The 18736-nt window shown below is 70.9% G+C and carries 20 protein-coding genes; 11 read left to right on the top strand and 9 right to left on the bottom strand.

Annotated features, from left to right (window positions below):
• Positions 1–13 precede the first annotated feature (13 nt).
• Positions 14–1273 carry an inorganic phosphate transporter gene (locus LK06_RS06220; protein WP_039655302.1) on the bottom strand — a complete coding sequence of 420 codons (1260 nt, stop codon included), beginning with the start codon at positions 1271–1273 and terminating at the stop codon, positions 14–16.
• Between the two features lie 128 nt (positions 1274–1401).
• Positions 1402–2172 (bottom strand): lysozyme, encoded by a 771-nt coding sequence (locus LK06_RS06215; RefSeq protein WP_039655301.1) that lies wholly within the window; start codon positions 2170–2172, stop codon positions 1402–1404.
• 192 nt (positions 2173–2364) lie between these two features.
• On the opposite strand from LK06_RS06215, the gene LK06_RS06210 reads away from it, so the two are divergent.
• The 3 genes from LK06_RS06210 (at position 2365) to LK06_RS06200 (ending at position 6092) form a co-directional block, all read left to right on the top strand.
• A complete protein-coding gene (locus LK06_RS06210) occupies positions 2365–3093 on the top strand; it encodes a class II aldolase/adducin family protein (RefSeq protein ID WP_039655300.1) in 729 nt (242 codons plus the stop codon).
• Between the two features lie 282 nt (positions 3094–3375).
• Positions 3376–4503, top strand: coding sequence for an alpha/beta hydrolase (locus LK06_RS06205; protein WP_043433352.1), 1128 nt, complete (start codon positions 3376–3378; stop codon positions 4501–4503).
• A gap of 170 nt (positions 4504–4673) precedes the next feature.
• A complete protein-coding gene (locus tag LK06_RS06200; protein WP_174673813.1) occupies positions 4674–6092 on the top strand; it encodes a hypothetical protein in 1419 nt (472 codons plus the stop codon).
• A gap of 18 nt (positions 6093–6110) precedes the next feature.
• Here the strand turns inward: LK06_RS06200 and LK06_RS06195 are convergent, their stop codons facing one another.
• Positions 6111–6524, bottom strand: a complete 414-nt coding sequence (locus tag LK06_RS06195; protein WP_039655297.1) for a VOC family protein — start codon at positions 6522–6524, stop codon at positions 6111–6113.
• A gap of 490 nt (positions 6525–7014) precedes the next feature.
• Here LK06_RS06195 and LK06_RS06190 point away from each other — a divergent pair, with 490 nt between their 5' ends.
• The 3 genes from LK06_RS06190 (at position 7015) to LK06_RS06180 (ending at position 10091) form a co-directional block, all read left to right on the top strand.
• Positions 7015–8613 carry an ABC-F family ATP-binding cassette domain-containing protein gene (locus LK06_RS06190; RefSeq protein WP_039655385.1) on the top strand — a complete coding sequence of 533 codons (1599 nt, stop codon included), beginning with the start codon at positions 7015–7017 and terminating at the stop codon, positions 8611–8613.
• Between the two features lie 335 nt (positions 8614–8948).
• Positions 8949–9170, top strand: coding sequence for a helix-turn-helix domain-containing protein (locus LK06_RS06185; RefSeq protein ID WP_004002281.1), 222 nt, complete (start codon positions 8949–8951; stop codon positions 9168–9170).
• Positions 9171–9287: 117 nt separating this feature from the next.
• The gene (locus tag LK06_RS06180; RefSeq protein WP_039655296.1) at positions 9288–10091 is read left to right on the top strand and encodes an enoyl-CoA hydratase/isomerase family protein; all 804 of its coding nucleotides are present in this window, start codon (positions 9288–9290) and stop codon (positions 10089–10091) included.
• A gap of 59 nt (positions 10092–10150) precedes the next feature.
• Here LK06_RS06180 and LK06_RS06175 read toward each other — a convergent pair whose 3' ends face one another.
• Positions 10151–10876, bottom strand: a complete 726-nt coding sequence (locus LK06_RS06175; RefSeq protein ID WP_039655295.1) for a hypothetical protein — start codon at positions 10874–10876, stop codon at positions 10151–10153.
• Positions 10877–10964: 88 nt separating this feature from the next.
• On the opposite strand from LK06_RS06175, the gene LK06_RS06170 reads away from it, so the two are divergent.
• The 5 genes from LK06_RS06170 (at position 10965) to amaP (ending at position 13349) form a co-directional block, all read left to right on the top strand.
• On the top strand, positions 10965–11435 hold the full coding sequence (locus LK06_RS06170) for an Asp23/Gls24 family envelope stress response protein (RefSeq protein ID WP_039655294.1): 471 nt from the start codon (positions 10965–10967) through the stop codon (positions 11433–11435).
• A 76-nt stretch (positions 11436–11511) separates the two neighbouring features.
• The gene (locus LK06_RS06165; RefSeq protein WP_039655293.1) at positions 11512–11706 is read left to right on the top strand and encodes a hypothetical protein; all 195 of its coding nucleotides are present in this window, start codon (positions 11512–11514) and stop codon (positions 11704–11706) included.
• A 4-nt stretch (positions 11707–11710) separates the two neighbouring features.
• Positions 11711–12082 (top strand): Asp23/Gls24 family envelope stress response protein, encoded by a 372-nt coding sequence (locus LK06_RS06160; RefSeq protein WP_039655292.1) that lies wholly within the window; start codon positions 11711–11713, stop codon positions 12080–12082.
• Positions 12082–12762, top strand: a complete 681-nt coding sequence (locus LK06_RS06155) for a DUF6286 domain-containing protein (RefSeq protein ID WP_043433351.1) — start codon at positions 12082–12084, stop codon at positions 12760–12762. The genes LK06_RS06160 and LK06_RS06155 overlap by 1 nt, the downstream gene beginning before the upstream one ends.
• A 5-nt stretch (positions 12763–12767) precedes the next feature.
• A complete protein-coding gene (gene amaP / locus LK06_RS06150) occupies positions 12768–13349 on the top strand; it encodes an alkaline shock response membrane anchor protein AmaP (RefSeq protein WP_039655384.1) in 582 nt (193 codons plus the stop codon).
• Positions 13350–13710: 361 nt separating this feature from the next.
• On the opposite strand, the gene LK06_RS06140 is transcribed toward amaP, so the two are convergent.
• From LK06_RS06140 to LK06_RS06120, 5 genes are all read right to left on the bottom strand, one after another.
• Positions 13711–14466 (bottom strand): SDR family oxidoreductase, encoded by a 756-nt coding sequence (locus LK06_RS06140; protein WP_039655289.1) that lies wholly within the window; start codon positions 14464–14466, stop codon positions 13711–13713.
• Between the two features lie 5 nt (positions 14467–14471).
• Entirely contained in the window at positions 14472–16265 is a 1794-nt protein-coding gene (locus LK06_RS06135) for a glycoside hydrolase family 15 protein (RefSeq protein WP_039655288.1), read from the bottom strand.
• A 120-nt stretch (positions 16266–16385) separates the two neighbouring features.
• Positions 16386–17183 (bottom strand): SURF1 family cytochrome oxidase biogenesis protein, encoded by a 798-nt coding sequence (locus LK06_RS06130; protein ID WP_043433419.1) that lies wholly within the window; start codon positions 17181–17183, stop codon positions 16386–16388.
• 49 nt (positions 17184–17232) lie between these two features.
• Positions 17233–17466 (bottom strand): hypothetical protein, encoded by a 234-nt coding sequence (locus LK06_RS06125; RefSeq protein WP_071659127.1) that lies wholly within the window; start codon positions 17464–17466, stop codon positions 17233–17235.
• A gap of 207 nt (positions 17467–17673) precedes the next feature.
• Positions 17674–18657: a DEDDh family exonuclease gene (locus LK06_RS06120; RefSeq protein WP_174673812.1), complete on the bottom strand. Its 984-nt coding sequence runs from the start codon at positions 18655–18657 to the stop codon at positions 17674–17676.
• Positions 18658–18736: the final 79 nt, after the last annotated feature.

Below are 18736 nucleotides of genomic sequence, written 5' to 3'. Positions count from 1 at the left end.
CAGGTGCTCGGGGTCAGACCGCTGCGGTCGGCGGGGTCGCCGGAGCGGCGGAGGTCGATTCGGCGACCGGGGCCGCGATCGTGGCCGTCAGGTCCTCGGTGACCGGGCCGGCCGGAGGCGGGGTCACGGCGGCGATGGCGGTGGTCACCACGCCGGCCGGCTCGCTGTCGTCCTCCACGACGTTGGTGTGGTTGACGACCTCGCGGCGGGAGATCTTCCAGATCGCGGTGCTCGCGGCGACCAGGAAGACGGCGACGGCGGCAGTGCCCCAGTTGCCCAGGTCCGTGATGGATTCGGCACCCGCGCCGACCAGTGCGGCGGCCGGGAGGGTGAGCACCCAGGCGACGGTCATGCGGGTCGCGGTCGACCAGCGGACCACTCCGCCCTTGCGGCCCAGGCCCGCACCCATCACCGAGCCGGAGACGACGTGGGTGGTGGAGAGCGAGAAACCCAGGTGGGAGGAGGCCAGGATGGCGGTCGCGGCACTGGTCTGGGCGGCGAAGCCCTGGCGCGGCTCCAGGTCGGTCAGCCCCTTGCCCATGGTGCGGATGATGCGCCAGCCGCCGATGTAGGTGCCGAGCGCGATGGCCAGGCCCGCGGAGAGGATCACCCAGGTGGGAGGGTTGGAGCCGGGGGCGATGGCACCGCCGGCGATCAGCGCGAGGGTGATGATGCCCATCGTCTTCTGGGCGTCGTTGGTGCCGTGGGCGAGCGAGACCAGGCCGGCGGAGGCGATCTGGCCGGCGCGGTAACCCTTGCGGGTGGCTTCGCCCTCGGTCTCGGCCTTGCTGCCGATGCCGTAGGAGAAACGGGTGGCCAACATGGCCGCGACACCTGCCACGACCGGTGCGGCGACCGCGGGGAGCAGCACCTTGGTGACCAGGACGCCACCGTGTACGGCGCCGAAGCCGGCGGAGGCGACGGCTGCGCCGATCAGGCCGCCCATCAGGGCGTGCGAGGAACTTGAGGGCAGGCCCACCAGCCAGGTCACCAGGTTCCAGAGGATCGCGCCGACCAGCGCGGCGAAGATGACCTCAGGACGTATGCCGGTCTCGTCGACGAGACCCTTGGAGATCGTGTTCGCGACCTCCACGGAGAGGAAGGCGCCCACGAGGTTGAGGACGGCGGACATCGCGACCGCGATCTTGGGCTTCATGGCGCCTGTGGAGATGGTGGTGGCCATCGCGTTGGCGGTGTCGTGGAAACCGTTCGTGAAATCAAACGCGAGTGCGGTTACCACCACAATCGCGAGGATCAGCGAGAAGCTTTCCATTTACCCAGGCAATCGTTCGAGGTCATTGGCTGGACGAACGTAGGTAACCTGGGTGAACGGAAGGTGAACTGGGGCGGGCTGCAGGGTGTCCGCGGTGGGGGTTGGGGTTCCGCTTCTCAGCCGTCGACTCAGGCGCCCCTTGGCCTTTGACCTCGCGCGAAGGTCCGCAGCTGGGTTGGCGACCCGTTGAAGAGATTCTCGTCACCCGGCAGTTTGCCCTGGCTTCCGTACTGCCAGAACGTCCAGTACCGCCAGCCGCCTGGTAGCGCCCCGGGCCGCGGGGTCCCGTGTCGGGCGATCCACAGGGCGTGGGAGGAGGAGAAGGCGCGGCTGTTGCCGGTGCAGAGCTTCCACCACTGGGTCGTCGTGTAGATCACCGGCCGGCGGCCGGTGCGCCGCTTCATCTCGTCGCTGAAGGACCGGATCCAGCGGACCATGCGCGCCTTGCTCAGTCCGTAGCACCTCCGCTTCGGGTTGTAGGGGTTGTACTCGATGTCCAGCGCGGGCGGCAGCGTCCGTCCGTCCGCGTGCCAGTCGCCGCCGTGCCGCACGAAGTACGCCGCCTGCCGAGCGCCGGAGGACCGGTCCGGCCGGGCGAAGTGGTACGCACCGCGGAACAGGCCGGCCTTGCTCGCTCCGGCGTACTGGCGGGAGAAGTAGGGATTGCGGTAACCCGTGGACTCGGTCGCCTTGACGTAGACGAACCGTGCGCCCTTCGACCACGCCGCGGGCCAGTCGACGCGCTTCTGGTGGGACGACACGTCGTGCCCCCGGGGCAGTCGTGCTGCCACTTCCGGTGGCCCGGCCGCCGCGGCTGCGGGAGCTGCGAGGGCGAGTGCTGCCGTGGCCGCCGTGAGGGCACCGGCGCGGCGGCGGAGGGGGGTGCGTACACGGGCCATGCGTCGTCTCCCCGAGGTGGCGGGCGAAGGGTCGCCGAGCGGGCAGGAGGGATCATCGGAGACCTCATGATGATCGGATCAGTGGCATTTTCTGGTGATTCACTGCGGTTTCCACTCGTACGGGGGTACGGCTTCCAGCCCGAGTCACCTGGTCGGATCACCCGGCGCCGACCCGGCTGGCAGGATCCCGGCATGGCTGAACAACGACGGGACCCGGCTGCGGAAGCGGCAGGCGGCGGAATGACCAGGACGGCGCGGGAAACAGCGGGGGAAACGACACGGGAAACAGCACACGTCTGGGCTGCGCTGGTCGAGACGGCGCGCCGGACCGTCGCCGACGGGCTGGTGGTCGGCACCTCCGGCAACGTCTCCGCCCGCGTCGGCGACCTCGTGCTGGTCACCCCGTCGGGCGTCCCCTACGACCGGCTCACCCCGGACGACATCACCGGAGTCGACCTCGCCGGGCGCCAGGTGCTCGGCAGTCTGGTGCCGACCAGCGAACTGCCCATGCACCTCGCCATCTACCGCACCACCGACGCCCACGCGGTCGTCCACACCCACGCCGTGCACGCGACCGCGGTCTCCACGCTCGTGCCCGAACTGCCGCTCGTCCACTACATGGCCGCTGCCCTCGGTGGACCGGTCCGGGTCGCTCCTTACGCCCCGTACGGCACGGACGAGCTGGCCGGAAACATGCTCCGCGCCCTCGACGGCCGCTCCGGCTGTCTGTTGCAGAACCACGGCGCCATCACCTACGGCGCCACCCTCGACCAGGCCTACGACCGCACTGCCCAACTGGAGTGGATGTGCCGTCTGTGGCTGACGGCGTCCTCCCTGCCGGGCCTGACACCTTCCCTGCTGACAAGGGCACAACTGACCGAGGTGGGAGAACGCCTGAAGGGATACGGCCAGCAGAGGTGACGTCCGTCGTCGGGCGGGCTCTGCGTTCCTCACCTCGCTCTTCCCCTGATCCCGCCCGATCTGGTCCTTCCTGACCCTTCCGGATCTGCTGGTCCCCGGTTCCTCCGGTCAACCCCGATCCCCGCTTCCGTCCCGCTGATCAGCTCGTCCCGATCGCCCCACCCACGGCCCGGCTCCCCGCGCACGCCGTCGGCGGTGCCGGGCCGCGCCGCGCCACCGCGGCCGTCACCCTGCCTCGTCCTTCCGCTGGCCGGTGACGTGAACCCCCACGACACTGGACCCGTGCGCACAGTCAGAGCGACCGCCGCCGTGGTCACCGCGGTACTGGCCTCCGGTGCGGCTTCCGTGGCCGCCGGGCGGCTCGCCAGTGACGCCGCACTGAAGGCACCGGCGGGCCGTCCACTGCCCACCGAACCCCGCCTCACCGTGCACGGCACGGCCGCCGGCCGGATCACGCTCACCCGCGATCTGGCCGCCCTGCGCCGTGGCACCTACGGACTCGCCGGTGACGGCTCCCACGCGGTCGTAGGGCCCGTGCTGGAAGCGGCCCAGCACTCGGCCGACACCGTGGTACGGCGCCTGGAACGCGTCACCCACGGCACCTTGACCCCCGGTGACGCGGTGTGGCTCACTCCGAACGTCTACGTCGGCAACCCGGGTACCGCCCTCGGTCTGGACCACGCCGACATCAATGTGCCGGGCGAACTCGGCTCCCTGCCCGCCTGGTTCCTGCCCGGCCACCGGGACATCTGGGTGATCGCCGTGCACGGGCTGGGCACCACCCGCGAGCACGCCATGAACCTGATGGGATTCCTGCACGACCGCCGCCTGCCGGTCCTCGCGCTCGCCTACCGCGGTGACCTCGGCGCCCCACGCTCGCCGGACGGCCTCAACCACCTCGGCGAGACCGAATGGCGGGATGTGGACGCGGCGATTCGCTACGCCGTCCGCTACGGCGCACGCCAGGTGGTTCTCCTCGGCTGGTCCACCGGCGCGACCATGGCGCTGCGCACCGCCGAGCACTCGGCGGTGCGCGAGCGCGTCGCCGGGCTGGTCCTCGACTCACCGGTGCTGAGCTGGGAGTCCACGCTGCGGGCCCTTGCACGGGCCCGCCACACCCCGCAACCACTGCTTCCGCTTGCGGTGCGGGCAGCGCAGGGTCGGGCCGGACTGCGCACCGACCGGGCGCCCGGTACGGCCGCCCCGGGCCGGCTCGCCGCGCCCACCTTGATCATGCACGGTCCGGACGACCAGGTGGCCCCGTGGGAGTTCTCCCGCCGCCTGGCGCGGCAGCGGGCCGATGCCGTCACCCTGCACACCGTCCGGGGCGCCCCGCACGCGGCGATGTGGAATGCGGACCCGAAGGCCTACGAAGAGCGTCTGCGCCGTTTCCTGACCCCGCTGCTGTGAGGACCGCCCGGCTCCCCGTCCCAGCCTCGCCCACCAGTTCCGTTTAGCGCTGTACTGCTGGCCTGATCACAGCTACTCGCCCCCATCCGGACCCGGTGCGTTGGCCAGCCCCGTTGCCCCCCGTGACATTCCGTTTGGGTTTTCGGACCGTCAACCGGAAGACTGCACCCGTGACGTCCCGTATCCCGCGCGACTCCAGGCTTCGACTCGTCCGACCCCGACCCCTGGCCGCCGCCCCCAGAGCCGTGAACCAGCGGCACCCGCACCGCCCCGCACCCCGGCCGCCCGCGGGTACCCCCGCCGCAGCAGAACTGGCCGGAATGGCGCGCACCGGCCTGGCCGGCGCCGTCCGTGTCGCCCGCTGGGCCGACGCCGCCCTCGGCCCCGGCCGGGAGGGGGCCACCACCGACGGCAAGGCCACCCTCTCCGACGCGACCGCCGAACGCGCCGCCACCGACCTCGGGCTGATCGCCGCCCAGGTCCGCGCCGACTGGGACACGGCCCGCCTCGCCGGACTTGTCGAGGTACATGGCGACAGCGCACGCCCCGGCTGGCGGCTGCGCGCCTGGGACCGCGACGACAGTGCCGTGCTGCGTGGCTGGGTCGCCCTCTTCGACGCCTGGTCGCTCGCCTGCCCGGAACCCGAGGGACAGGAGCCGGCCGCCGTCGCCGAAGTCGTCTCGGCCATGCCCCAGGTGCTCTCGTTCCTCCAGCTGTCCGCCGGACCCGTTCCGGTTGCGCAGCTTCTCGACCTGCTCCAGCAGCGGGTCACCGAGTTGCGCACCAAGCGCTGCGAGGTTCCCTATGAGCCCGGCACCGAACAGTCCGCGGGCTCGCCGGGGGCGACGAACGAGGTCACCGCCCCGGACACCCCGCTCGCGCCCTTGCTCGACTGGGCGCTGCGGGCCCTCGCCTCCGTCGGCGCCCTCACCTACGGCGACGGTCAGGCCACGCTCACCGCGCTGGGCAACTGGGCGGTGTGGGTCAAGCTGGAGCAGATCTGCGTGGCCGCGCAGAGCCCTGCCGGAAACATCGAGCAGTCCGCCGAGGACATGCTCCGCGGCTGTGCCCACCTTCGCCCCAACGCGGCCCGTGCCGAGTACCGTGCCTGGCTTGCCGCCCGCCCCGTCGGCAGTGCCGTCGGTGAGCTGATCGGCGCCGCCCGGGGCGACGACGCCCTGCTGCGGGGCCTGGCCTTCGAGGCCCTGCGGGTGGTCGGCGCCCCTGCCGAGCCCGATGTGCGGGCCGTGGTGGACGAGTCCGTCCTGCGGCCGTACGCCTTGCTGTGGCTCGCCGAGCATGACGGCGCCGACCCTGAGGACGCCCATGAGGTCCTCACCCGGGAGGAGGCCACCTGGCTGTGGGTCGACACCGCCGCGGCCGTCGCCGACCACGGCGAGGCGCCGATGCTGGTGCGGCACCTGGAGGCCGCGGTGCAGCCCACGGTCCCCCAACTACTCGACGAGGTCCGCGCCGTCGGCCATCCGCGCACCGTGCAGGTTCTGGTCGCCCTCGCAGCCGCCCACCCCGACCCGGCCCTCGCCAAGGCCGTGCGCCGGGCCGCCTTCCAGGTGCACACCGGAGGATAGGGGCCGGGAGGAGCCGGTTCAGGTGCCGATCTCCGGAACGTACGTGCCGAAGCTCCAGATATTGCCCTCGGCGTCCCGGGCCATGTAGTCCCGCGAGCCGTAGTCCTGGTCCGTCGGGGGCATGAGGATCTCCACCCCGTGCTCCACGGCCCGCTGGTGGTGAGCGTCCACGTCGTCCACGACGATGTACACCGCGGCGGGCCCCGCGTCCTTCATCACCGTGTCGAAGCGGCCACCGCGGCCCTTGGAGCCGAGCATCACCGCGCCGTTTCCCTGAACCAGTTCGGCGTGCATCACCTTGCCGTCCTCGGTCTCGTACACCGAGAGCTCGGTGAAGCCGAGGGCCTCCGTGAGCTGGCTGATCGCCGCCTTCGCGTCCGTGTAGAGCAGTGAGGGGTAGATGCTCGGCCGTCCACCGCCGGTGCCCGCCATGCCGATCGCTCCTTCATGTGTCTTCGCGCGTGGGATCCGTCGCTTCCGAGTCTTGCAGCCGGCACTGACCGCAAGAGGAGCATCAACGCCTCGGCGGCACGTGTCGCACTGCTCCATGTCGCCGGTCCGCCGGGGCCGCCGGACCGGCGGAATCATCGTCGCTGTCGCTGTCGCTGCTGCGTCGATCCGTGCGCGGGGACCGCCCTGGCCGAGCAGCTCGCTGCTCTGGACGTCCTGGGCCCGATCACCCCGGACCGACCGCACCCCGGCGGTGGTCCACCGACGTGCGGTCCGAACCTGCTGACCTGGGCCTGTGCAGGCACGAACGCCAAGCACGAAGGCATGCGAAATGACGGCGGAAGCGGGCGTGAAAACCGCTTGCACGGCCCCGTTAGACTTGGCCCATGGCCATTCTCCTCGCGCATTAGACGGCGGGAACGTCCTCAGCCGCCGCCCACCCGCCAATCCCGTTACGCCCAGGAGTATGTCCGTGATCTCCGCCTCTGGTATCGAGCTGCGCGCCGGTGCGCGCGTCCTCATCGAGAGCGCCACCTTCCGTGTCGCCAAGGGCGACCGCATCGGTCTCGTCGGCCGCAACGGCGCTGGGAAGACCACCCTCACCAAGTGCCTGGCCGGTGAGGGCATCCCGGCCGGTGGCACCATCACCCGCTCCGGCGAGGTCGGTTACCTCCCGCAGGATCCACGCACCGGCGACCTGGACGTCCTCGCCCGTGACCGCGTTCTCTCCGCGCGTGGCCTCGACGTGCTGATCCGCAAGATGCGCGAGAACGAGGAGCGCATCGCGAACGGCAAGGGCGCCACCCGGGAGAAGGCGCTCAAGCAGTACGAGCGTCAGGAGACGGAGTTCCTCACCAAGGGCGGCTACGCCGCCGAGGCCGAGGCCGCCACCATCGCCGCCGCGCTCAACCTGCCCGACCGGGTGCTCGGCCAGCCGCTGCACACCCTCTCGGGTGGCCAGCGTCGCCGCATCGAGCTGGCCCGCATCCTGTTCTCGGACGCGGACACCCTGTTGCTGGACGAGCCGACCAACCACCTCGACGCGGACTCGATCATCTGGCTGCGCGACTACCTGAAGACCTACCGCGGCGGCTTCATCGTCATCTCGCACGACGTCGACCTGGTCGAGACGGTCGTCAACAAGGTGTTCTACCTGGACGCGAACCGCTCCGTGATCGACGTCTACAACATGGGCTGGAAGCTGTACCAGCAGCAGCGCGAGGCCGACGAGAAGCGGCGCAAGCGCGAGCGTGCCAACGCCGAGAAGAAGGCCGCCGCGCTCAACGCACAGGCCGACAAGATGCGTGCCAAGGCCACCAAGACGGTCGCCGCGCAGAACATGGCCCGCCGCGCGGAGAGGCTGCTCGCCGGCCTGGACGAAGTCCGGCAGTCCGACAAGGTTGCCAAGCTCCGCTTCCCGGAGCCGGCGTCCTGCGGCCGGACCCCGCTGATGGCCGAGGGCCTGTCCAAGTCGTACGGCTCGCTGGAGATCTTCACCGACGTCGACCTGGCCATCGACAAGGGGTCCCGGGTCGTCATCCTCGGCCTCAACGGTGCCGGCAAGACCACTCTGCTGCGCCTGCTCGCGGGCGCGGAGGAGCCGGACACCGGCCGGGTCGTCCCCGGACACGGCCTCAAGCTCGGCTACTACGCGCAGGAGCACGAGACCCTGGACGCCGACCGCACGGTTCTTCAGAACATGCGCTCCGCCGCCCCCGACATGGACATGGTCGAGGTCCGCAAGGTGCTGGGCTCGTTCCTCTTCTCCGGCGACGACGTCGACAAGCCCGCCGGTGTCCTCTCCGGTGGCGAGAAGACCCGCCTGGCCCTCGCGACCCTGGTGGTCTCTTCCGCGAACGTGCTCCTGTTGGACGAGCCGACCAACAACCTTGACCCGGCGAGCCGCGAAGAGATCCTCGGAGCCCTGCGCACCTACAAGGGTGCGGTGGTCCTCGTCACGCACGACGAGGGTGCCGTCGAGGCGCTCCAGCCGGAGCGGATCATCTTGTTGCCGGACGGCGTGGAGGACCTGTGGGGCTCCGACTACGCGGATCTCGTCGCCCTGGCGTGATCGAAGGGCCGATCCACTGAGTATGGATCATTCGGCCGATCCGTGATCCATCATCTGTGTGAGATCTCCTCGTATCGAGGTGTGTCGTACACGGATTTTCCGTCCGATCCCCCGGCAGCCGGGGGATCGGACGTCTCACATCCCTGACCTGGCACTTTGTGAATCCACTCGCTCGGCCTCGGCGACACGACCCGCTGGAATTGCTCGTTCCGCTTGTGGGGATGTGCCCCGGTCGTCACAACGATGTCTCACCGACCTTGCCGAATGGGTGGCCATCACGCCCTGGAGGGGTGATCATGAGGAGACCAGAGCGCACTTCCCATGAGGAGGCACGGGTGGCCGAGACTCTGAAGAAGGGCAGCCGGGTGACCGGCGCCGCGCGCGACAAGCTCGCGGCAGACCTGAAGAAGAAGTACGACTCCGGTGCGAGCATTCGGGCGCTGGCCGAGGAGACCGGCCGCTCGTATGGCTTCGTACACCGGATGCTCAGCGAGTCGGGCGTCACGCTCCGTGGGCGTGGCGGAGCGACCAGGGGTAAGAAGGCCGCATCGTCCTGACTCCGGGCGGCCCATCGGCTTCGATGGTGGCCACCCGGTCGGCGCGCTGATCGACCGGGTGGTTACTGTGCAGTCACTTAGCTTTGCTCTGCTGACCGCACCCATCGGAGGCGCCCCATGGCTTCGCCCGACCAGGACCTCGCTCCCGCACTCGACAAGGACGGCGTACGGCTCACCGTCGACGACGCACTCGCCACGGTGACGCTGACCAATCCGGCCAAGCGCAACGCCCAGAGCCCCGCCCTGTGGCGGGCGCTTGCCGAAGTTGGGCAGCTGCTACCCGGCTCCGTCCGCGTTGTGGTGCTGCGCGGCGAGGGTGCGTCCTTCTCCGCCGGGCTGAACCGGCAGATGTTCACCCCGGAGGGAATCCCGGGCGAGCCGACCTTCATCGATCTCGCACGTCGTGACGACGCCGAGCTCGACGCGACCATCGCCGAATACCAGGAGGCGTTCACCTGGTGGCGGCGCAGCGACATCGTGTCCATCGCCGCTGTCCAGGGCCATGCCATCGGAGCAGGGTTCCAACTCGCACTCGCCTGCGACCTCAGGGTCGTCGCGGACGACGTGCAGTTCGCCATGCGCGAGACCAGCCTCGGTCTGGTCCCCGACCTGACCGGCACGCACCCGCTCACCGGTCTCGTCGGATACGCCCGCGCACTTGAGATCTGCGCGACCGGGCGGTTCGTCGGCGCCGAGGAGGCGGTGAGCTGCGGGCTGGCCAATCTCGCGGTGCCCGCTGGGGAACTCGACGGCGCGGCGCGGGACCTGGCAGCGGCGCTGCTCGCCGCGCCACGGGACGCGGTGGTGGAGACCAAGGCGTTGTTGCGGGGTGCCACCGACCGTACCTACGACGAGCAGCGCGCTGCCGAGCGCGCCGCGCAGGCCCGCCGCCTGCGCGACCTGGCGGGCATCGGCGAGTAACCGCGCCCCGAACCGTCCGGTTGGCCGCCGGCAGTCCCAACGCCGACACGGCATCGCGGTCAGCCCACCACTGTCACCAGCACCGCCACCGTTGGCCGGTCCTCCAGTGCCTCCCGTACGGCCGCGCGGACCCGCCGGGCCACGTCCAGCGCCCGGTGGTCCGCGCTCACCGCCAGTTCCACGCGCACATGCCGGTGTGGCAGTTCGGCTTGTCCTGTGTACTCCGAAAACTGCACCGCCCGGCCGGTACCGCCGAACGAACCCCGCAGTCCGGTCACCCCCGGGACGGACAGCGCGGCTGCGGCCACCCGGGCTTCGTCCGGGCCGGCGGCTTCCCGGGCGGGCGCCGGCCGCGGTCCGCGCACCGCCCCGGCCTTTCGCCCGCCCGTCTCCAGCAGGTCCGTCACCCGTAGGTCGACCTCCGTCACCGCCAGACCGAGCCGCTGCGTCGCGGCCGAAGCCAGTGTGAGCCGAAGCCTGGATGCCACCGCCGGCAACGGCTCTGCGGCCGTCGCCGCGAAGTCCGCCGTCACCCGCAGCTCTCCCGGTGACAGCGCCCCGGGCGGAGCCGGTACGACAGGCTCACCCACGTCCTCTGGGTCAGCGTGGGCGATGCGCAGCGCGCCCAGCTGCGCATTCGGCGCCTCGACGGCCGCGGCGTGCCCCAGCACCGCTCCGGTCGCCTCCTCGGTGATCCACGCGCCGTCGTGCGGGCCGCCGAGCGGAAGCAGCCTGCCCAGCCCCACCTGCCACCGCACTGCCTGTGTCCACCGCTCCGCCGTCATTCCTCCAGCCTGCCGCATCCCTGGCGCACAGCCGGGCAACCTTGCCTACGGTGGTGGGAGGACGACGAACCGGAAGGGACGTACGGCTATGACGGAGATGACGACGACCCCAGAGGGCGACCGCGAGCCGCAGGTGTCCACCCGCAAGACCACCCGGCGCGGTGGTGGCGATCCAGCGACCCGGGGGCGAACGACCATCGCCGACGGCGTCGTGGAGAAGATCGCGGGCCTGGCCGCCCGAGACGTCGTCGGTGTCCACACCATGGGCAGCGGATTCGCCCGCACCTTCGGCGCCGTACGCGACCGGGTGCCCGGCGGCGGCAAAGCGGTGACACGGGGGGTGAAGGCCGAGGTCGGCGAGGTGCAGACCGCGCTCGACCTGGAGATCGTCGTGGACTACGGCGTTTCGATCACCGAGGTGGCACGCGCCGTAAGGGAAAACGTGATCGCCGCCGTGGAACGCATGACGGGACTCGAAGTGGTCGAGGTCAACATCGCGGTCAGTGATGTCAAGTTGCCCGAGGAAGAGGACGAGGAACCGGAGCCCCGGATCCAGTGAGACCCCCGTCCCGTGAGATGTGGCGCAGGCCCTCGCCACGGATCCGCTCACACGTCCGCCGAACTGAGGAGCACGCATGAGCATGGCCGTCATCGGCATGATCGCCGGGATGCTGCTGGGGTTCGCCGGGTACTTCGGCGGGTTCGGCGCCTTCCTACTGGTGGCGGCGCTGGGTGCCGTCGGATTCGTCGTGGGCCGGTTCGCGGAGGGCGACCTGGAACTGGGCGACTTCTTCCGCACCCGGGACGACCGGCGCGACCGGCGGCGGTGACCCGGTGAGCACCGAGACCGGCACGGTGCGCCCGGCGTCGGCCCTCGTGCCACCGGGCGAGCGCGGCGCCACCCGGATCGCCGACCGGGTCGTGGCGAAGATCGCGGCACGGGCCGCCCGCGAGGCGCTCCCCTCGCCACCCGGTGAGGCGGCTGCCCCGCACGCCACGGTCGTGGTCCGGCACGACGCCGCCCGCATCCGGGTCCACCTCGAACTCGGTTATCCCTGTGACGTCGGGGCCCGATGCGCCGCGGTCCGCCGTCAGGTCGTCGAGCGGGTGTCCGCGCTGGCGGGCATGGCGGTGCCCGAGGTCGCCGTCCAGGTCGAACGGTTGCACCTGGCACCGACACCCGGCACCCTCCAGGGGAGGGCGTGATGAACGAGCCGCGCCGTACCCCGACCCGCGACGGCACGCACGACCAGACCCACGACCAGACCCACGACCAGGGCAATGACCAGGGCGTCGGAAAGGCACATGACCACACGCCCGGCGCCGGCGGGCCCGCGCCCGCGGGCAGCGGCCGGTTGTGGTCGTCGCGCCGCGTCCCCGCCGGCACTGCCGCTCTCCTCCTCCTGGGCGGCACCGGCCTCCTGCTGTACGACATCGCCGCCGTACGCGTCCACCGTCCCGCGATGCGCTGGCGCCGTGAACTGGCCCGGCAGCTGGCCGAAAGGCACCTGGACGACACCGTGGTGCTGGCCGGCGCGGGCGTCGCAGCCGCCCTCGGCCTGTGGCTGATCGTCCTCGCGGCCACGCCAGGTCTGCGCGGCCTGCTGCCCATGCGGCGCCCGCGCCCCGAAGTCCGCGCAGCCCTCCAACGCGACGCGGCGGCGCTGCTGCTGCGCGACCGGGCCATGGATGTGTCCGGAGTGCGAGCGGTACGGGTGCGAATGCGCCGGAGGAAGGCCGATGTCCGTGCCGTCGCGCACTTCCGCGACCCGGGCGAGGTGCGTACTGACCTGAACACTTCACTTGGTGATGCGATCCGGGGCCTCGGGCTGGCCCGGCCGCCCGCACTGTCGGTGCGGGTGGCACGGCCCGGACGGAAGGGGTGACCGCGATGGGCTCCGGGAGCATCAACCGTGTGCTGCTCGCACTCGTGGGCCTGGTGCTGCTCGTGCTCGGCGGCTCAGTCCTCGCCGTCGGCCTGGGAGCACCGCCGCCCTCCTGGTGGATCCACACCGGTCCGCACGACGTCCTACTCAGCAAGGCCGAACGAACACGCTGGCGGGACACCGACTGGTGGTGGCCGGTGGTCATAGCTGTCCTGGCCGTGGTGCTGCTGCTCGCCCTGTGGTGGCTGACGGCGGTCCTCCGTCGGCACCGGCTGACCGAGATCTTGGTCGACACCGGCGACGGCGAAGGCGCCGTACTCCGGGGCAGGGCCCTGGAGTCGGCTCTGGCACAGGACAGCGCCCGGCAGGAGGGCGTGGCCCACGCCGAGGTACTGCTCCAGGGCCGTCGAACGGCACGCAGGGTGCGCGTTCGGCTGCAACTGGAACCGAACGTGGACCCCGCGACGGCCCTGAACGAGTTCACCGCCCAGGCGTTGAGGCACGCGAGCCGATCGGCCGGCTGGCCTTCACTTTCGGCGGAGGTACGGCTGAGGGCCACCAAACATCGTGCGGAGAGGGTCAGTTGACACGCTTCGGGGAGTGCGCGGAGGTCGGCGGTGCGCTGGGGAAGGGCCGGCCAGCCGTGAAGCCGGTGCCGTCGTCACCCACAAGGGCTTCGAGGATGTTGCGGGACCGGCTGGACGCGGTGTCGCCGAGGTGAAGCGGTACGAGGCCAGCTCGACATCCCGTGACGGACACAGCTCCAGCCTGTTCGCCGACGAGGCCCCCGCGTCGGTTGCCGTGTAGGTGGTGGTCGTTTCGTCGGGGTGACGCTCCGTCACCCCGACCGGCTTCTCCGGCGGCACCACGCAACAAGCCAGCCTGGGGGAGCGGCCGGCGGCGCGGTGGAACGGGCCGGCCGATGGTGGCCGCGCACACGTCCTCAGCTCAGAATCCGTGCCGCATCCCCCCGTCCACCGGCACCATGGTCCCGGTCAGATAGGAAGCCGCCGGGGACAGCAAGAATGCCGCGGTCTTCCCGAACTCCTCCGGCCTGCCGTACCTCCGCAGTGGGATCCGGGACTCGTTGGCGGCACGTGTGGCCTCCGGATCCGCCGACAAGCCGTCCAGTTCGCGGACGCGGTCCGTGTCGATGCGCGAGGGCAGCAGCCCCACCACCCGGATCCCGCGCGGCCCCAGCTCGTCGGCAATCGACTTGGCGAACCCGGCAAGCCCGGGCCGCAACCCGTTGGACACGGTCAGACCAGGGATCGGTTCGTGCACCGATCCCGACAGAACGAACCCGATGACCCCGTCCGGCTCCAGTTCGGCTGCCGCCGCGCGAGCGATCCGTACCGCGCCGAGGAACACCGACTCGAAGGCGTCTCGCCACTGCTCGTCGGTGGTGTCGGCCACGAACCCGGGTGGCGGGCCGCCCACACTCACCAGTACGCCGTGGAAGCCGCCGAAGTGCTCACGGGCGGCAGCGATCAGCCGCTCGGGAGCCTGTGCGTCGGCGTTGTCCACGGCCACGCCCGCCGCATTCGGCCCCAGTCCGGCGGCGGCGTCGCGGACCCGCTTCTCGTCCCGGCCGGTGATCACCACCTTCGCCCCGTCGGCCACGAGCTCCCGTGCGGCCGCGTTGCCCAGTCCGCGGGTGGCTCCGGTGACGATGTACACCCGATCCTTCAGTCCAAGATCCATGGTTCCTATCCTGCCTGGTCGCCGCCGAATAGGGTGAGGGCGGTGTTGACCAGACCGATGTGGCTGAATGCCTGCGGAAAGTTACCGAGCTGCCGGTCGCCGGCGGGGTCGTACTCCTCGGCCAGCAGGCCGACGTCGTTGCACAGGCCGACCAGCCGGTCGAACAGCTCCCGGGCCTCCTGCGTCCGGCCGGTCCGGTGCAGTGCGTCGGCCAGCCAGAAGGAGCAGGCCAGGAAGGCTCCTTCGCCGCTGGGCAATCCGTCGATCACCGAACCCCCGGGGGCTTCGGTGTCATAGCGGCGTACGAAGCCGCCGTGACCGAGGTCGTCGCGGATCGCGTCGATCGTGCCGGTGACCCGCGGATCGTCCGGCGGCAGGAATCCGACACGCGGGATGAGGAGCAGCGCGGCGTCCAGTTCCCGGGATCCGTAGTACTGGGTGAAGGTGTTGCGTTCGGCGTCGAAGCCCTTCTCGCACACCTCCCGGTGGATCTCGTCGCGCAGTGCGCGCCAGTCCTCCAGGTCGCCGAGCGTTTCCTGGTGTTGCTCCAGGGTCCGCACCGCCCGGTCGGCGGCCACCCAGGCCATCACCTTGGAGTGCACGAAGTGTCGGCGGCCTCCGCGCACCTCCCACAGGCCCTCGTCCGGTTGCCGCCATGCCGTCTGAAGGAACCGCATCAGCACGCACTGCAGGGCCCACATGTGCGGCAGGGTGGGCAGATCCGCGCCGCGGGCCAGCGACAGCGTGTCCATCACCTCGCCGTACACATCGAGCTGGAACTGGTCCACCGCACCGTTGCCGGTCCGTACGGGCGTGGAGCCGGCGAAGCCGGGCAGCCAGGGCAACTCGGTCTCCGACAACCGGCGCTCGCCCGCGACCCCGTACATGATCTGCAGATCGGCCGGGTCGCCGGCAACGGCGCGCAGCAGCCAGTCGCGCCAGGCCTGGGCTTCTTCCTGGTAGCCCGCGGCGAGCAGCGCGCCGAGGGCGAGGGTGGAGTCCCGCAGCCAGCAGTAGCGGTAGTCCCAGTTGCGCACGCCACCGGGCTTCTCGGGCAGCGAGGTGGTCGCCGCGGCCACGATCCCACCGGTCGGGGCGTAGGTGAGCGCCTTGAGGGTGATCAGGGACCGCACGACCGCGTTCCGGTAGGGACCGTCGTACCTGCACTGCCGTGCCCAGCGCCGCCAGTCGGTGACGCTGCTCTCCAGTGCCTCGTACGGGTCGATGAGCGGCGGGCGCGGCTCGTGCGAGGGGTGCCAGGTCAGCACGAACGCCACCCGCTCGCCCTCGGCGAGGGTGAACTCGGAGTGCGTGCAGAAGTCCTCGCCCCAGGTACGCACGGGCGGCTCGGCGCGCAGCCACACCGAGTCCGGGCCTGCCACGGCCACCCGGTGACCGTCCAGGCGGCGTACCCACGGCATGATCGAGCCGTAGTCGAAGCGCAGGCGCAGGGTGCTGCGGACGGTGGCCCGGCCGCGGACCCCTTCGACGATGCGTACGACGTCGGGAGCGCGATCGCGCTGCGGCATCAGGTCGGTGACCCGCACCGTGCCGTCGCCGGTCTCCCACTCGGTGTCGAGGACGAGGGTGTCGGACCGGTAAGCGCGTCGAGCGCAGGTTCCGGCTCCCTCGGGGGCGATCCGCCAGTGGCCGTGGTGCTCGTCGCCCAGCAGTCTGGCGAAGCAGGCGCCGGAGTCGAAGCGGGGCAGGCACAGCCAGTCGATCGAACCGTCCCTGCCGACCAGGGCGGCGGTCTGCTCGTCGCCGATGAGAGCGTAGTCCTCGATGCGCGCGTTCACGGCATCCGGGTTCCCGGCTGATCAGTGGGGCTATCAGGTGGTGCGCCGGCGGAGTGACGTTTCCTCGGGAACGGGAGTGCCGGGGAACCCGGACGGGGAGAGCCAGCTGCGGTGTGGAGGTCACACGGCGGCCGGTTCCGCCTCCTCAGGCTCCTCCTTGGCCGCGGCCTCCTCCCGGTCGCGGATCTCGCGCCGGACCAGGAACCACCAGCCGACCGGGACCGCCGCGGCGAACAGCCACCACTGGAGCATGTACGCGTAGTTCAGCGGGGCGTCCTCGCGGCCCGGGTCGGAGATCTGCTCCGGGGAGCCGCCCTTGGACGCCGGCGCTGTCTGCTCCACATAGCCGCCGAGCACCTGTGCACCGAGCCGTCGTGCCTCTTCCACACTGTTGATCAGCATGATCTGACGGTCGGGGAGACCCTTGACGTTCTTGATGCCGCTCGCTGCGGTCGTCTCGTCGGCCTTCAGCCGCCCGGTGATCGTGGTTCGGCCGGCCGGTGGGGCGGCGATCTTGGGGAAGTCGGTCTGTGCACCGTTCGCGGGGATCCAGCCGCGGTTGACGAGCAGCACCTTGCCGTCCGTGAGGACGAACGGGGTGAGGACGTGGAAACCGACCTCGCCGTCGGAGTTGGTCCGGCGCCGGACCACTACTTCCTCGGCGGTGTCGAAGGTGCCGGTCGCGGTAACCGTGCGGTACTTTTCGGTCCGGGTCACGGCGTGCCCGGGAGAGGTCAGCCTCTCGACCGGGACCGACTTGGCGTGCAGCGCCTCGGTGACCAGGTCATTGCGTGCGGTGCGCTCCTGGTACCGGTGCTGCTGCCAGAAGCCCAGCCTGATCATCGTCGGGATCAGGGCGATCGCGAAGAGGGTGAGGAACACCCACTGGCGGGACAACAGGAAGCGGTAGCGGTGCACCCCACGACGGTACCTCCGAGCCGTGGGGTGCGAGCAGGCGGGTGCCGGGTCACACCCGGTCGACGATGCCGGTCCTCCCCTCCGCGCGTGCGCAGTGCGCACCGCAGTACCAGTGGCCCTCCACCTCCACGCCCTGGCCGATGATCTGCACCCGGCAGTGCTCACAGATGGGGGCCATGCGGTGGATCGCACAGGAGAAGCAGTCGAAGACATGCACGGCACCCTGCGCGTGCACCTCAAAGGTCATTCCGTAGTCATTGCCGCAAACTTCGCATCTCGCCATGCGCCACAGGGTGGGCCGTCGCTGACCTGCGGGCGAGCGGCCGTCGGGTGAGTCGTGTGCCATTCACCCGTTCGTACGGGTCGCCCGCCGTGCCCGTGCAGCCTGCGGCCGGTGCCACGTCCGCGTGGTGGGTCGCGTCGCTCCTGCCGCGCCCGTCGGTCGGGTGCGCTGCGTTTCCGCCCCGTTCCGAGCCGGAGGTCGGGCCGGTCAGTCGTCGGCGGGCTCCACGTCCCGGAGCAGTTGCCCGAAGGCTGCCTCGTCGACGACCGGTGTCCCGTACTGGCGTGCCCGGACTGTCTTGGAGGTGCCCGAGTCGGGGTCGTTGGTGACCAGCAGACTGGTCAGCCGGGAAATGTTGGAGGCCACGTGCAGTCCGGCCTCGATGGCCCGGTCCTCCAGTAGTTCCCGCTCGGTGCCGGTGTCCCCGGAGAATGCCACCCGCATGCCCTGTTTGAGCCGTTTGCCTGCCTCGTAGCGGCCGGGGTTGGGGTAGGGACAGGCGGGTCGCTTCCGCGACGGGCGCCAACTGCTCTGACGGTAGCCGCCGTAGCCGCCGGACGGCTGCCGGGGAACGGGCCGGTCCGACCACTCCGTCAGCGGGCGGCACTCCAGCAGTGGCAGGCGCACACCTCCGGCCGCCGCGGCCCGCAGGCTGGGCCGAAATGCCTCCGCCAGCACGCGGGCGTCGTCCAGAGCATGGTGCGCCCGCTGCTGGACCACCCCGAAGTGCGCCGCCAGCGACTCCAGTTTGAAGTTGGGTAGCGGCAGCCCCAGCTCCTTCGACAGCGCGATGGTGCAGAGCCGTTGCCGCACGGGCGCCTCGCGCTGCACCCGGGCGTACTCGCGCGCGATCATCTGCCAGTCGAAGACGGCGTTGTGCGCGACTAGTACCCGTCCCTCCAGGCGGGCGGCGAACTCCTCGGCGACGTCCGCGAACAAGGGCGCCCCTCGGAGGACCTCGCTCGTCAGACCGTGTATCCATACGGGGCCCGGGTCTCGCTCCGGGTTGACCAGCGTGTACCAGTGGTCCTCGACCTCGCCGTGCGCGTCCAGCCGGTAGACGGCCGCCGAGATGATCCGGTCGTCCCGGGCCAGGCCGGTGGTCTCCACGTCAACGACCGCGTATCCCTGGGGATACGCGGTCGGCCACTGGGTGGGGGAGGACACTGCGGTCGCACGGTCTTCGAGCATGGTCACTGAGGATACGGGCCCCCACTGACAGGGCCGAATTCCAGGTGCCGGCAGGATGGCGCGGACGGTCCGCGTGCTC

This window comes from Streptomyces pluripotens (genome assembly GCF_000802245.2).
Taxonomy (GTDB): Bacteria; Actinomycetota; Actinomycetes; order Streptomycetales; family Streptomycetaceae; genus Streptomyces; species Streptomyces pluripotens.
This window is presented reverse-complemented; position numbering and strand designations above follow the sequence as displayed.